The sequence below is a fragment of the Kitasatospora sp. P5_F3 genome, from assembly GCF_054049135.1.
Genome location: NZ_JBFUMY010000024.1, coordinates 70,819 through 85,085 on the forward strand (window position 1 = coordinate 70,819; position 14,267 = coordinate 85,085).

General features: G+C 70.2%; 12 protein-coding genes. 2 read left to right on the forward strand and 10 right to left on the reverse strand.

The features are described from left to right. The first annotated feature begins 218 nt into the window (after window positions 1-218). Window positions 219-1,241: a phosphatase PAP2 family protein gene (locus ACXJMZ_RS16530; protein WP_457030799.1), complete on the forward strand. Its 1,023-nt coding sequence runs from the start codon at window positions 219-221 to the stop codon at window positions 1,239-1,241. Here the strand turns inward: ACXJMZ_RS16530 and ACXJMZ_RS16535 are convergent. Both ACXJMZ_RS16535 and ACXJMZ_RS16540 read right to left on the reverse strand, forming a co-directional pair. After that, window positions 1,211-2,767, reverse strand: coding sequence for a S8 family peptidase (locus tag ACXJMZ_RS16535; RefSeq protein WP_457030800.1), 1,557 nt, complete (start codon window positions 2,765-2,767; stop codon window positions 1,211-1,213). The genes ACXJMZ_RS16530 and ACXJMZ_RS16535 overlap by 31 nt on opposite strands. A gap of 38 nt (window positions 2,768-2,805) precedes the next feature. Next, window positions 2,806-3,081 (reverse strand): hypothetical protein, encoded by a 276-nt coding sequence (locus tag ACXJMZ_RS16540; protein ID WP_457030801.1) that lies wholly within the window; start codon window positions 3,079-3,081, stop codon window positions 2,806-2,808. A gap of 487 nt (window positions 3,082-3,568) precedes the next feature. Between ACXJMZ_RS16540 and ACXJMZ_RS16545 the strand changes: the two genes are divergently transcribed. After that, window positions 3,569-3,970, forward strand: coding sequence for a hypothetical protein (locus ACXJMZ_RS16545; protein WP_457030802.1), 402 nt, complete (start codon window positions 3,569-3,571; stop codon window positions 3,968-3,970). Window positions 3,971-5,540: 1,570 nt separating this feature from the next. Here ACXJMZ_RS16545 and ACXJMZ_RS16550 read toward each other — a convergent pair. The 8 genes from ACXJMZ_RS16550 to ACXJMZ_RS16585 form a co-directional block, all read right to left on the reverse strand. Further along, window positions 5,541-6,737 (reverse strand): tetratricopeptide repeat protein, encoded by a 1,197-nt coding sequence (locus ACXJMZ_RS16550; protein ID WP_457030803.1) that lies wholly within the window; start codon window positions 6,735-6,737, stop codon window positions 5,541-5,543. Window positions 6,738-7,192: 455 nt separating this feature from the next. Then, window positions 7,193-7,378 (reverse strand): hypothetical protein, encoded by a 186-nt coding sequence (locus ACXJMZ_RS16555; RefSeq protein WP_457030804.1) that lies wholly within the window; start codon window positions 7,376-7,378, stop codon window positions 7,193-7,195. Between the two features lie 1,178 nt (window positions 7,379-8,556). Next, complete coding sequence (locus ACXJMZ_RS16560; RefSeq protein ID WP_457030805.1) at window positions 8,557-10,431, reverse strand: caspase family protein; 1,875 nt, start codon at window positions 10,429-10,431, stop codon at window positions 8,557-8,559. Further along, on the reverse strand, window positions 10,428-10,823 hold the full coding sequence (locus ACXJMZ_RS16565) for an effector-associated constant component EACC1 (protein ID WP_457030806.1): 396 nt from the start codon (window positions 10,821-10,823) through the stop codon (window positions 10,428-10,430). The genes ACXJMZ_RS16560 and ACXJMZ_RS16565 overlap by 4 nt, the downstream gene beginning before the upstream one ends. Before the next feature lie 287 nt (window positions 10,824-11,110). Further along, window positions 11,111-11,704, reverse strand: coding sequence for an LD-carboxypeptidase (locus ACXJMZ_RS16570; RefSeq protein WP_457030807.1), 594 nt, complete (start codon window positions 11,702-11,704; stop codon window positions 11,111-11,113). 336 nt (window positions 11,705-12,040) lie between these two features. Further along, the gene (locus tag ACXJMZ_RS16575; protein ID WP_457030808.1) at window positions 12,041-12,334 is read right to left on the reverse strand and encodes a DUF1330 domain-containing protein; all 294 of its coding nucleotides are present in this window, start codon (window positions 12,332-12,334) and stop codon (window positions 12,041-12,043) included. Between the two features lie 27 nt (window positions 12,335-12,361). Continuing rightward, window positions 12,362-13,774 carry an MFS transporter gene (locus ACXJMZ_RS16580; RefSeq protein ID WP_457030809.1) on the reverse strand — a complete coding sequence of 471 codons (1,413 nt, stop codon included), beginning with the start codon at window positions 13,772-13,774 and terminating at the stop codon, window positions 12,362-12,364. Window positions 13,775-13,800: 26 nt separating this feature from the next. Further along, a complete protein-coding gene (locus tag ACXJMZ_RS16585) occupies window positions 13,801-14,259 on the reverse strand; it encodes a MarR family winged helix-turn-helix transcriptional regulator (protein ID WP_457030810.1) in 459 nt (152 codons plus the stop codon). Between the last annotated feature and the right edge of the window lie 8 nt (window positions 14,260-14,267).

A 14,267-nucleotide genomic window follows, 5' to 3' on the forward strand; every position in this document is an offset into this window, starting at 1 on the left:
GGGGGCGCTCATGCCCACATGTGGTGCGCCGTGCATATCAGGGCGAACCAGCCCCACTGGCAACTTTTCACCCGGCTGGTTTCCGGCACCACGGGCGCTCCCAAGAGAGCGTCAGCAAACTCCCAGGTACGGCTCATCCGTGCATGGCACGCTGCCTGGGCGCGTGTGGGCCCCATGCTCACCGCAGTTCCCGGAGATTGTTCGTGCGTACTCGCTCCATGTCACCAGCAAATGCCGCCGCGCCACCGTCCTCCGCCAACCGGTGGCGCTTCGTCCGCCGGGCGGCCTGGCCGCTCTACTTCGCCCTGCTCGCCCGGTGGACGTACGTGAACGGCCTGCCCTACACCGAGGATCTGGTGTTCCTGTGGTTGATCGGCGCCCTGCTGGCCGCCGCCGCCCACGGCGGTGAGGGCTGGCGCCGCGCCCTGCTGGTGCTGCGGGACTGGCTGCCGGTGATGGCGGTGGTGTGGACGTACTCACTGCTGCGCGGCTACGGCGCCCACACCCCCTGGGCGCCGCACCTGCGCCCCCAGTTGGCCTTCGACAGGGCACTCGGGTTCGGCGAGACGTGGACGGTGCGCCTGCAGCACGCGCTCTACTCCCCCGGCACGGCGCACTGGTACGACTACGCCGCCGTCACGGTGTACATGTCGCACTTCTTCGTGGTCTTCGTGCTGCTCGCGGTGCTCTGGCGGCGGGACCACGCCAAGTTCCGCCGCCTGCTCGGCTGCTACCTCGCCCTCACCTACGCGGGATTCCTCACCTACGTCCTCTATCCGGCGGTGCCGCCGTGGATGGCGGCGGAGCGGGGCGCCACTCCCGCCGTGACCAGGATCGTCGCCGACGTACTGGCCCAGGCCGAACTGCCCCGCGCCGCATCCGTGTTCGAGGACGGCAGCCGGTTCGCCAACGACGTGGCCGCGATGCCGTCACTGCACGCCGCCTACCCGATGCTCATCGCGCTGTTCTTCTGGCCGACCGCCACCCGCCGCATCCGCGTGCTGCTGGCCGCGTACCCGCTCGCGATGGCCTGCACGCTGGTCTACGGCGGGGAGCACTTCATCATCGACATCCTGGTCGGCTGGACCTACGCCGTCCTGATCGTCCGCGGCGTCACCCGTCTCGTGGAACGCCGGGCAGCCCGGCGCACCCTCCGGGCGGTGCCGGCCAGCCGGGACCACCCGGCCGACCGGCCTGTTCCGACCCGACCTCAGAACTGCAGCGCCCAGCGGTCGAGGTAGCCCTCGAAGTACTCCGAACCACCCGCCACCCGCAGCCGCCACACCCCGTTGGCCGTCCTGGCCGAGGCGTCCACGCCGAAGATCGTGTGGACACCGGCGTCGAACGATCCGAGGAAGCGCTCCTCCTTGAGCCGGTAGGTGAAGCCGTCGGGTGCGATCAGGTCGATGACCAGGTCGTCGGGCCACTGGTGGTCGATGTCGACCACGATGTCGAGGTTGGCCGGGCCACGGCCCGTGACGCCGGTGACGGTCACGGACGACTGGATCGCGGCCGTCTCGATCGGGATGTCGGTGTCGTTCGTGAACCGGGGTCCTGCCGGGCGGTTCGGAATGCTCCCGGTGTACAGCAGCCGGTCGGGCGTGCCGTCCTCCAGGCCGTGCAGGGACCCGACGGTGGCGGCCGAGGTCAGTGCGGCGGACACCTGGGCGGGCGTGGCCGTGCGGTGGTCCGCCAGGTAGAGGGCTGCGGCACCTGCGGCGTGCGGGGAGGCCATCGAGGTGCCGGACATCGTGGTGTAGTCCTCGTCGTAGGCGATCCCGGCCGAGGTGATGTCCGAACCCGGGGCGTACAGATCCACCAGGGGGCCGTAGTTGGAGAACCAGGAGGGGGTGTCGTCGTCCTCGCTCGCCCCCACCGTGATGGCTGTGGACACCCGGGCCGGCGAGTGCTGCGAGGCATCGACGCTGCTGTTGCCCGCCGCGACGGTGTAGGTCAGGCCGGCGGCGATCGAGTTGCGTACGGCGGTGTCGAACACGTCGTCGGGATCGCTCCCCAGGCTGAGGTTGACGACGGCGGGTTTGGCGGCGTGGGAGGTCACCCAGTCGATGCCGGCGACCACTCCTTCGACGGTGCCCTCACCGCCGTTGTCGAGGACCCGCACGGCCACCACCTTGGCCTGCTTGGCCACCCCGAACGTCGCGCCGGCCACGGTGGCGGCCACGTGGGTGCCGTGGCCGTGGCCGTCGTCGGCCTCGAAATCCCCGTCGACGGCGTCGAATCCGTAGGAGGCCCGACCACCGAAGTCCTCGTGGCTGATCCGCACGCCGCTGTCGATGACGTACACCGTCACTCCCTGCCCGGCACTGACCGGGTAGTCGAAGCGATCGGTCATCGGCGGACGCCGCTGGTCGATCCGGTCCAACCCCCAGGAGGGCGGGGCCGACTGACTCCCGTCGATCGAGACCTTGCGGTTCTGCACCACCTCGGCGACCGCCGGGTCCGCCGCCAGTCGGCGCGCCTGGCGCTCCGAGAGCTCGACGGAGAAACCGTGCAACGCCGCGTCGAAGCTCCGCCGCACCTTGCCGCCGTAGCGCGCGGCGAGCGAAGCACCCTGCGCGGCAACCGACTTCGCGTTCTGCGGGGTGAGCAGCACCAGATAGCTGCCCGCGATCGTGCCCGGCGTCCCGGCCCCCCGTACCACTCCCTCCGGACTGCTCGCCGCAGCCGGTAACGCACCACCGGCCCCGAGCACCACGGCCAGCACCCCTGCGGCCACCCCCCGGAACACATGCCGCCCTGCTGTCATCGACTTCCCCCTTCGTCCCCCCACGGGCGCGCGGATCATCACGCGCACTGCATCATCAACTCACATGCAGTAAAAGGAGATTGACTCACCATCAGTAAAATAGCAAGGAGCGACCTGCCCTGCCGGCCGCCAACGCTCACGCCGTGCAGCGGCTCGCCCAGCTGGACGGACAGCTGCACGCCCTTGAAGTCCTCCAGACCGCCCTGCCTACTCCGCATCACCGCGCGCCGTGGGCTCAGGCCCTGCTGAGGCAGCAAGCCCATCGCGTGGCCACCGGCAGGGAGGACCTGGCCAGTGCCGTCCTGGAGTTCCATCTCGGCACAGCCGGGACCCGGCCCGAGACCCTCTGCGGGTGGGCTTCGACCTGCCGTCCGGGTTCATCGCCTTCGACGGCACCTGGGACGACGACTGCGAGGAGGCGGGGTAGCGGCGCCACCGCGCGCCCACTGGCAGCGGCCGGGCCCGGGAGCGACGGGGGACGCTCGGCGGGCCCGGCCGGTAGGAGGCCGGCCGTGCCGGGGGCGTGGCACGGCTGCTCTGCCCGGCAGCCCGGTGGTGATGTGGTGGGGTTGCCGTGGCGGAGACACTAGACCCACGGATCGGCCGTGACTAGTGCTTTGACCTGCAGTCTTTCGGACGCGAACATGCCATCGTGCCGGCCGCGCAGCCCATGGGCCGATCATCTCGGCTGCCCGAAGGGGTGGGGGCCACCACGGTCAGGGACCATGTGTCCATCGGACCGTCAGACTCGTTCGATACGTTCCGGGCGTCGACCCAGACCAGATCATCGAAGGCGGACCCGTGAGCTTCCACATGCACCTTAGGGCTGTCCCTCCAGCGGAGATTCGCCCGGACGGTCTGCAGATGGAGGCCCTCATGCTGACGGCCTGGGACAACCACCGCGAGGAATACGCAGCAGGAGTGGCGGACTCGATCGAGAAGGACTTCGCGGGCGTCAACCAGCTCTACACCGGTGCCCCCGACGGTCCCAAGGACGCCACGGACCCGAGCGGGCTGCCGATCTTCGGAGGCGAACTCGTTTCCCGCGAGGACGGTCCTCCGTTCCTGACCCTGCGCCCTCACCAGGTGGCAGAAGCGGGGGGGGGGGTCAAGGGCTCGTCGCCTTCTACCAGCGGGCCGCTCACGCAGGGCATGCGGCAATCAAGGCGTTCTGGTACTGAAGCGCCCTGCAGCGACAGATGAAGTCGTTCGAGTTTCAATCTGAGGTATGACAAGGGTGGGCCCTGGCCGTGACTTGTCGGGGAGGCGTGACCGCGTCGGCGTAGTACCGGTGTGGCAATCTGCTCATGTGGATGATCTCGTTGGTACCCAGGCACCGCGTCGCCGCCTGGCCAGTTCCGATGAGGCGGTCGTGGAGCTTGAACGGGCCGTGCCTGATCTAGCGTCCCACCGTCGGCCGGCACCCCAGAGCGTCGACTGGCGCCTGTTGGAAGGCGAGTTGGAGACGGCTCTGCCTGCCGATTACAAGCTGCTGTGCGAGCACTACCCGAGTTTCGAGCTGAGCGGCTTCATGAGCCCCAGTCGCCCGGTGCCGGGCAACGAGGTGGCGTGGGTGCACGGGACCCACGAAGAACTGGAGACCATCGCCGAATGGTGTGAGGACGCAGATCTGGCCGATCCGATGCACCCCTATCCGGCGCCTGGCGGTCTGCTTCCCTGGGGTACCTCCAACCAGGGGACTTCTTCCTGTGGACCACCAGCCCTGCCGGACCTGAGAACTGGACCGTCACCGTCGCGTCGCGCAGCGGCAGCTGGTGGCACTACAGCGGTGGGGCTGTTCAGTTCCTCGCCGATCTGGCCAGCGGCGCCCTGGAACCGTGGGCACTACCGAGGGTCCGTCCGGAGATCACCTGGGTGAGACCGTGAGGCGGCGGTAACACAGGAGGGTCGCCGCGATGCCAGCAAAGGTCACCGGACCGTACCCATCCGACTCCATCGCCGAGTTGACGGCCCGCCAGGGCCGCAGGTGTCGGCGTACACGGGTAAGTTGCTCAGCCGGGTACACATGAAGGCGCTCACCTGATCCGTCAGTCAGTCAAGCGGGTGGCTGCGCCGTTCTGGGCTACGTATGGGCCTGCCACCATCGGTCCGCCTCGACGCGGGCCAGTTCGGCGTCGTACTGGTCCGCGTCGAAATGGAACTCCAGTGGCAGGAGCGCAGGGGCGTACGGAACCTCCCAGTCCGACCACCGCACGATGTCTCCGAACCGCTGCACGACCACGGACAGGAACCCGCAGCAACCGCCGGTGCACTCGGGTTCTCCCAGTTCCACGCGCCGCGCATCGCTGGTCGCCCGCAGGAGACTAGGACGCTCGACCGGCAGTGCTTCAGCCGCGTAGGGCCCGCGACCCCCTCATCGACTGCGCCTTCCACCACGTCCTCGCCGTTGACCCAGAACCGCAGCTGGGCAGCGAACCGAGGCCCTGGCGGCAGCACCCTGATCTCCAACTGATCGAACATCAGGCCACCCTACTGAGGGTGGCGACGCCACCAGCACGCGGCTGGCTTTGTTCGCGAGTTCCGACTCTGGCACGAGTTCTGGATGCTATTGGTGATCTTCATCAGTCCCACAGCAGCAACCAGGTAGCTCCGTGGTCGGGAGTGTCTGTCCTCTGCGTCATGCTCGCAGCGTGAACGAAGACACCTTCTGGCAGCTCATCGAAGACTGCAGGTCCGCAGGGCCTGACTCTGACGCCCCCGCCCATACCATCAGGTGACAACAGAACCGGCCAAATACTCCCGAACCGCCCTCTCAAGCGGGCGGGAGTGCGGCCAGGATGGTTTCGGCGGCTCGGGTGCGGGGGTGGTCGGGACCGAAGTGCTCGCGCCAGGCGGCGGTGCAGCGGGTGAGGTGGTCGCGGGCTTCGGTGTGGCGGTGCTGGGCGGCGAGCACGCGGCCGAAGGTGGTGGCGGCTTCCAGGGTGCTGTGGTGAGTGGGGCCGAGCGGCTGAGCGAGGTCGATGGCCCTGCGGCTGCGGGTTTCGGCTTCATCGTTGCGTCCGAGGCCGAGCAGGGCCTGCGCGGTGACGGTGGCGACCGGTGCGGCCAAGGCGACGCGAGGAGTGGGGTCGTTGCGGTGGTCCAACTCGGCCTGGGCGGCGGCTTGCAGGCCCTCCTCGTGGCGGCCGGCGCCGCTGAGGGCGCGGGAGAGCCCGAGGGTCAGGGCAATGCGCAAGTCACTGCTCGACTGGGCGACATCCTTCTCCCGCAGCAATGCGCGGCGGGCGGCGGCCTCGGCCTCGTCGTGGCGTCCGAGGTGGGTGAGTACGAGGACGAGGGCGTTCATGATCGACAGCCAGAGCAGGCTGGGGTTGTCGTGCACCTCCAGCAGGGCCCGGCACTCGCGTTCGGCCTGCTCGTACTCACCGATGCAGAAGAGGTTCTGGACACGCTCGGAGGCAACTTTGAGAGTGCTGAGGGCCGTTGCACCGTGGATCCTGGCGGTCTGCTCCTGCAGCGCCCACGAGCCGTCGACGGCCTCGCGGTGCCGGCCCTGGACGGCGAATGCCCTCAACCTCGCCTCCCAGGCGTTCAGCCCGTACTCGTCCGGCGCGGGGCGGTGGCGCAGCACCAGCGCCAAGAGCGCGTCGGCCTCCGCAGGCCTGCCCCTGCCGATCAGCATGTTGGCGAGCTGGATCCGGGCCTCGGCCGTGTTCTCATGAGTCTCGCCCAGCACAGCCGGAGACTGGACGGTCAGCTCCCGCAGTTCGGACAAGGCCTCGTCGGTCCGGCCCAGTCTTCGCAACGCTACGGCCCAGGCAGTGCGGCAGATGAGTGCCGGGCCGGATTCCGCGCCCAACCCGCGGTTGGACACCTGGACGGCCTGCCAAAAGCAGCGCTCCGCCTCGGCCCAGCGCTCCTGGTCCCCGAACTGGTGGCCCTCGTCGTAGAGCCGCTGGGAGGCGTCACGGGCCCGCCGCTTCCCCCTGTTTCGCAGTACCCCGAACATTCCCACTCCCTCACAACGCCCGACGAGGCGATGATCATATGAGGCGGACCAGCTCCCACTCGACCGGGGCCACTGAAGCGCCTCCGTCATCGCCTGGCTCGGCCTGGCCCTTGGCCAGCGGGCATATCGTCAACCTGCAGCGTGGGGAGTAGTCAGCGCAGGGCGCCACCAGCGCAGAAGGGGCACCGGCCAGCAACGGCCGGTCCCCCTTCGTCACGTCCAACAAATATCTGCTGGACTGTCAGACCCGACCCAGACCGCCGAGTTGACCAGCGAGCCCAGGACGGCGTGCCCGATGCAGCACGACGACGGTCTCCCGCAACACCGCCGGGACGTCTCGGTCACCCCACCGCTTACTGCCAGCTGCCCGTGACCAGGCCAGCGGCGACCACACCGTCGGACCAGGGTAGGGAACGCGTCACGGTGGCGACCCACCCTGCCCAGACCGCTGAACCTCAGCCCGAGATCACCCCCTGCGGGGCGACTGTGTACAGGCCCCGGCCGGTCCGCTGCGCACGACCTCTGCTGGCGAGGCGCTCCAGCTGGGTCCGGATCGCGTTGACGTTCGCAGCGACGCCCTCCAGCCCGAGCTCCTCGGTCACCTCACGGGCGCGCAGCGGCCCCGCCATCTTGGCCAGCACGGCCAGCACACTGTCCGCATCCGCGACGCTGCGCCGCCGGCCCGGGGCTGGTGCGGCGGGATCAGCCCCTCGTAGCGCTCGGGATCCGTGCGCCGGATGCTCCGCTCCGGGCTGCCCATGCCGTAGGGCCAGTGCACCGCATCATCGGTACTGCCGAACAGCCTGGCCGCCCGGAAGTACAGGTCAGTCACGGTAGTTCTCCCTCATCGGCTTGGCCGACGTATTCGCCGAGCCCGCGTCACCCGTCTCCGCTGTCGCGTCGGCCACCACCTGGGCATCGGTCACATCGCGAACTGTCACCCACCATTGCCCTCCGTGGCAAAGAGCTTCACCCGTGTGGGGTAGGCCATGGCCAGGTCTGGCGCGCCGCCGAGCGTCCACCCGGGGCGGCTGCCAAGTCGCCACCGTATCCACACCCCTGCCCAGACCGGTGCGCTCCCGGTCGATCCTTCTTCGCGCCAGCACCGTGGTCCTCGACATTGACGACACCCTCTGCTCCGACGGACGACCGATCTACGAGCGGATTCTCTCGGCGGTCGGCGAGAGCGAACTCGTTGGCTACCCCGTGGTCTTCGCGTCCGCGAGGCCTGTCCGCGACCTCCCACCACCCACTGCCCGGCCGGAAGTTGTGCGAGCAGCCGCAGTGCCCTGGCTTCCACGCAACGGTGTCGACTACCGGGTGCGCGCTGGCGTGGTGCAGCAGTTGCCGCAGCTGATGGGTCACCCCGACCGATCTCGCCCCCGTCACCACGATGACGTCGGCATCCTGAAAGGTGCGACCACCCCCGCGAGCAGACTCTGCGGTCGGTCAGGAGCGTGCCGCACGCGGCAGTTGAGGCCTTTGTTCTGGTTCTCCCCTGGTTGAGCTGGGCGAGACAGCGGGAGAAGAACGGAGGAAGATCAGCACGCTGCAACCCCGAAATAACCGAGTAACCGATGAGTCAGCCGGCCGAGATGGGCGGCTGCGTCTCCCCCCAGCACCAGGAGCGGCACCGAAGATGCCAGAGGTGTTAGCCCCTGCGGACTCCGCTCCGAACACCAGCTTCTCGGCCGCCACGCCAACCACCGTGGCCACCGCCCGCGCGATGTACGGGCGACCAGGCGGGCCGCGACGGTCCGTCAGGCCTCCACCGCCCGGTAGATCCCGGGGCTGAGGCGAACGGTGCCACCGGCCGGCCCTATCGGGCCGCCAGGCGGGCGGCGCTGCTCCGGCGGTGGCCGGTGTCGAGGCGGACGGCGGCGATCCCCGCCAGCGCGTACACCTTCCACAGCGTGTCGGTGATGCCGTCGGCCACAATACCCATGGCCAGCTCCAGATCCGTCGCGGCGACCACCGGAGCGAGGTCGGCCCGTGCCGCCTCCTCCACGTGGCGGTCGCAGATCATGCCGGCGATCTCCAGCGCCCGGTCCAGGTCGGTGGCCGCGTACACGGTCGCCGTTGCCGCCAGGGCCTCGGCGCGGCGCGCGCGGTGGGTGATGGCGTCGGCGATCTGCACGGCCCGCTGGGGGTCGGTGGCCGCCACCGCCCGGGAGACGGCCACGAGGGCGTGGGCGTGGGGATCCTGGCCGACGAGCGGAGCGACGAACCGCAGTGCCCGGTCCGGGTCGACCACCGCGAGGGCCTCCGCGACGGCCGGCGCCACCCATGGGGCACACTGCTCGGGCAGCAGGCGCAGGGCCCGGTCCGGATCGGTGCCCGCCACCGCGAGCGCGATACTGGCCCGGGCCGCCGTGCGGAAGTTCTCGTTCGGGATCTCGACGGCGAGCCGCTCCGCCCGGTCCGGCGCGAACTCGGCGACGGCCCGCACCACCGCGTCCCACGGGAATGCGTGGTCGGGCGCGCGGCCGTTCAGGAGATAGGTGTCGAGGATGTACTCCCCGCTGTCCGGGTGGAGCCGACCTTGAAGCCGCGCGATGTCCGCCAGTGCCCCGGTTCGGTAGGGCTCCCAGCCGGACCAGACGATGTCGATCCCCCGGAACACGTCCGAACCGGCCACCACCACGCCGATGTTCGCCTGGATCGACTGGCGGCGGTCCACGTCCGACACGGTGGCGGCCATGCTCAGTGCCTGTTCTTCGGACACGGCCGCGACCACCGGTGCGACGGCGGCCAGGCAGATGCACCGGAGCTGCTTGCTGCCGGCCCCGGCGGTGTGGTGCAGTGCCTGCTCGATGGCCGGGGCAGCCTCCTTCTGTGCGGTGGAGGTCGTCGGCTGCACAGCGGGCGAGCTCCGTCCGGTGACAGCTGCGTTCACCAGCACCGGAAGTGTCTCGTGCACGAGTAACTGATGCCCCGTCGCCGCCTGCCGGTTCCTCACCAGCCCGAGCATCCCGACGGTGTCGGTGCCCAGCTGCTGCGGCACCGGCAGACCCTCGGCCGTCAGTTGGGCGCGGAGGTGCCGGAAGACGTCCGTCAGGGTGAGCATCCGTCCGGCCTTGGGGCTGCCCTCCTCCAGCAGCCGCAGCAGCCGGCCGGTGAACGCGGTGTGCCGCTCACCCTCCAGCGCCAACGCCGCCCGGTTCGCCGGGGCTGAGGTCAGGGTGAAGGCGCCGGAGACCTCCAGCGCGGCGAGCAGCGGCTGCTCCTCGCCGGCCAGCGGCCGGCCGATCGCCCGGCCGCTGAAGCAGCTGTCCAGGATCAGCACGCGGTTCTCCGCCCGGCTGTCCAGGAAGGTCTCGCGGATGGCGTCGAACGCCAGGGCGGAGTAGGCCGGTTGGTCGATCCGTGTCCCAGCCAGGCCCAGGTGGAGCTTCCCGCGCCGGTCGATCAGACCGTGACCGGCGAAGTAGACCAGCAGCAGGTCCCCCGCCTCCTCGGCCGCGACCGTCAGGGCCTCCCCGACCTGGGCCAACCCGGCGTCCGCCGGCACGGTGCGGCAGTGCTCCGCCGCGAACCCCCCGAGCGCCGGGTCGGTGAGGACCTGGGCCAGGTCGGCCACGTTGGCCGCGACGACCGGCAGATCCGTCAGGCGCTCGTCACGGTAGTACGGCGTGCCGATCAGCACGATCCGCGAGCGCGCGGGGTCGACCGCCCGGACCATCGGTCGCTTCACGCCTCAACGACTCCGGTCTGCTCCGCTCCAGGCTCCCCCGCCGACCCTTCCGAGGCGGCGATCACCTGACGCAGCAACACCTCGACGTCCTCGACCCGTTGGGCCTCCAGCTCCACACTCCGCCCGTCCGGCGACGAGACTGAGATCCGTACGTCGGCACCACGGGGCCGGGTCAGGAACCCGTGCAGCGAACCGGCCAGGACACTGATCGCCCCGCCACTGCCGATCGCGGCGATCAACACGTCGAACGGAGCTCCGAGTTCACCCGGACCAGGCTGCGCGGCACGGGGCTTCAGCCGACCGCGCAGCTCCGGCTCACCGTTCAACCACTCGTCGAGCTCCTGCAGTTCGCGGACTGGATCCCCGCCCCGCACCGAAAGCCACGCCTCCACTGCCCCTCCTCAGCTCTGGACTTCGAGGAGTCTACGGCGTTCCGTCGCCAGGGCTCCCGGGTCCGGACCCCCGGTGGGCCGCGATGAGTTCGGCGTAGCGGTGACTGCCCCCGCCGACCTGGTCGCGTCCGCCGGCTACGCCGAGCCGTAGCCGCTGTCGGCACCTCCGTGGCCGGCCGTGCAGACGGCAGCACGCCGCTCGGCGACGACGGTGGGATGGCGCTGATCCAGTCGTTGTGGACACATGACGGGCCGTCACCGACGCCTGGCTCACTGATCCGAGCTGCTCAGCCAGCCGGTCCGGTCGCCACGAACGGCCGTACCGCCGGTTCGAGCAGCGACAAACTCCGCTGCTGCGCATCGAGGGCGACGCGGATGCCGACCGGCATCGGCAGATTCGGGCCGGCATGTCCGAACTCGACATTGCCCAGGACCGGGATGTCACGGTCGCCGAGGACGTCGAGCACGATCTCGGGCAGGGTCGGGGACGCGTCGGACGAGTCGAGCCCGCCGATCTCGCGCGGAATGCCCACGACCATGCCGGAGATCCGATCGAGGATGCCAGAGTGCCGCAGTACCTGTAGATAGCTCCACACATGCGATGCGTGGCCACCCGTCTCCTCCCAGAACAGCACCGCGCCGTCGAACCATTCGAGCGGCAGCGCGAAACGCGTCGCCTGCGCCGGCACGATGCGATTGATCACCCCGCCGATCAGCCGGCCTTCGGCACGACCGGGACGCCAGCACTCCCAGGACAGGGTGGCCGGGAGCGCACCGATCGCCTCGGTACCGGTCAGCAACTTGGCGTACAGCGCCGCGAGTTCCGCTCGGCGCAGTGCGGGCGCGGCCTGCCAGTGCCCGCCGAGTCCCGGGGTGGCCACGTCGGCATGGAACCCGACCAGACCGCGCCACTCTGTCCCGCCTGTGCCGCCCCGGAGGCACGTTCTACTTCTCCAACATCGCGACCCCGAACCCCTACGCCGCCCTGATGACCCACATCGGCCGCTGGAACCTCGTCGAACGCACCCCCGCCGACATCGAGGCCGACGTCCGTGCCGCCGCGCCGCCGTGCCGCCGCGCCGCCAGGAACCGTCGCCGGACTGGACATCACCGCCGACGCCACTGGCCTGACGCTGTTCCCGACGGTGCGGCGCGCTGACGAGCCGGAGTGATCCCCGCAGTCGGCTTCGCGTTCGTCGCCGACGCAGCATCGGTCGTCAGTCGAGGCCTTCGATGATGCGGAAGTCGCGCTCGACGCCGTCAGCAAGTGTGGCCAGCGCCTTCTGATAGGCCGCACTCGCGCGTGCGGCGACCGCCTGTTCGAAGCTGTCGAACTCGATCAGAACGGTGCGCTCGGCGATTCCGGCGTCATGTGCGGCGACCCGGCTGCCGAGGGTGAGCAGCCGCCCGCCCGCGGCCCTGACGGCTGGACCGGCCAGCTTGTCGTAGGCAGCCAGCTTCTCGGGGTCCGCAATGGTGCGGTAGACGCTGACCCAGTAGCCCTTGGGCACGGTACCTCCTGTGTTCGGAATTGATGCTCAGAAGAATGCTCTCGGATTGGTCTCGGGTGAGCGTCGGCGGGCGAGGGCGAGGCCGGCCGTCGTCGTGATCGCCATCGCGGCGACGCCGACCAGCGCCGCGGTCGTGTAGGCGTCCTCGTCCGGGAAGACGCGGCCCGTGGCGGTGCCGGCGGCCAGGACCAGACCGCCGATGGCGCTGCCCAGGGAGTACCCGACGCTGCGGACGACGTAGTTGAAGCTCATGGCGCTCGACGTCTCGCTCTTGGGGGTAACGGCCAGGATGACGCCGGGCATGGCGGCCGAGAAGCTGCCGACGCCGAAGCCCAGCACGCCTATGGCCGCGAGCAGTCCGGCCAGGTTGGACCGGGCGGTGGCGAACAGGACGAACCCGCCGCCGACGATGGCGGCGCTGCCGGCCAGGAGCAGGGGACCGTCGATCCGCGTCCGGACCCGTGGCGTGAGCTTGCCGGCGACGAACCCCAGCACGGAGAACGGGATGAGGACCAGCCCCGCCACGAAGGTGGTCAGTCCGAAGCCGTAGCCGGCGCTGTGCGGCGTCTGCGCGTAGCGGGTGATGAGCGTGAGCAGGAGGTACATGCCGCTCCCGCCGACGAACATGGCGATGTTCGCCCCGGCGACCGCCGGGTGCCGTACCGCCCGGACGTCGACCAGGGGCGTCTTGGTCCGCAGTTCGGAGACGGTCCAGACGCAGAGCAGGAGTACGGCGGCGACGGCAAGGGCCACCGCCACGGCGAGGTGCCGGCTCCACAGGCTCCTCTCGCCGGCCAGGAACAGGACGAGGAGCAGTCCACCGGCCAGGACGAGCGCACCGGCCACGTTCACGTGAGCGGAGCGGCCTTCGGGAGCTGCGGGCATGGAGCGCCACGCGGTCACGAAGGCGATGGCGGTGACGAGCAGGCCGAGGCCGTAGGCGGCCCGCAGTCCGCCGAACTCGGCGAGCAGCGCGGCCAGCGGGTAGCCGACGCCGGCTCCGATGATGGAGACCACTGAGATCAGGGCGATCGTGGCCGCGCTGCGCTCCTCGGGAAGATGGTCGCGGGCCACGCCCATCATCAGCGCCGTGAGACCGAGTCCGACGCCTTGGGCCGCTCTGCCCACGAGCAGCCAGGCGAACGGCAGCGGCAGCACGGTGAGCGCGCTGCCGACGACGACGATCGCCAGCGTGGCGAGAATCGTGGCCCGCCGGTGCGGACCGGCTCCGAGCCGGCCGAGGACGGGTGTGGCGACGGCGCCGCTGAGCAGGGCGATGGTCAGCGTCCACTGCGCGCTGTCGAGGGAGACGTGGAACGTGGTCGCCACGCTGGTGATGAGCGGCGTCCCGAGGCTGGCGACCGCCGCCACGACCAGGGCGATGAACATCAGGGCGGGGACCAGCAGACGGGCCTCGGAACGTGTCAGGGCAGTGCTCATGGGCTGGTCATGAGCCTGGGCCGCGGTCACCGGCCCGGCTCCGCTCGGGCGTGGCTTTCGAGCTCCGCCAGATGCAGCAGCGCCGGAAGGGCTGCTGCCAGGGCCTCGACCTCGTCACCGGTGAGTTCGTCGATCAACCGCGCGTACGCGTCGACGCCCGCCTGGCGTCGCTTCCGGACGTACGACGCGCCGGCCTCGGTCAGGCACACCAGCGTGACCCGCTTGTCGGACGGATCGCCCTTCCGCTCGACCAGCCCGGATTCCTCCATCACCCGGACCAGGACGGTCATCGCGGGCTGGGTGACGCCCTCGGCCACCGCCAGATCGGTGATCCGTCGCGGGCCGGTCTTGTCCAGCGTGGCCAAGGTGGCGGCGGAGGTCAGGCTCATGTCGCGGGGAAGGCGTCTCACGGCCCTGGTGGCCAGACCGTAGAGGGCTGACCCGATGGCATCGGAAGCGCCGTGCGCGGCGTCTCGGCGACTCATGCCTGAAG

Bases quoted from the DNA above. Each gene is read 5' to 3' on its own strand.
- ACXJMZ_RS16530 (WP_457030799.1), top strand. From the start codon at position 219: ATGTCACCAGCAAATGCCGCCGCGCCACCGTCCTCCGCCAACCGGTGG.
- ACXJMZ_RS16535 (WP_457030800.1), bottom strand. From the start codon at position 2,767: ATGACAGCAGGGCGGCATGTGTTCCGGGGGGTGGCCGCAGGGGTGCTG.
- ACXJMZ_RS16540 (WP_457030801.1), bottom strand. From the start codon at position 3,081: ATGGAACTCCAGGACGGCACTGGCCAGGTCCTCCCTGCCGGTGGCCAC.
- ACXJMZ_RS16550 (WP_457030803.1), bottom strand. From the start codon at position 6,737: ATGTTCGGGGTACTGCGAAACAGGGGGAAGCGGCGGGCCCGTGACGCC.
- ACXJMZ_RS16580 (WP_457030809.1), bottom strand. From the start codon at position 13,774: ATGAGCACTGCCCTGACACGTTCCGAGGCCCGTCTGCTGGTCCCCGCC.
- ACXJMZ_RS16585 (WP_457030810.1), bottom strand. From the start codon at position 14,259: ATGAGTCGCCGAGACGCCGCGCACGGCGCTTCCGATGCCATCGGGTCA.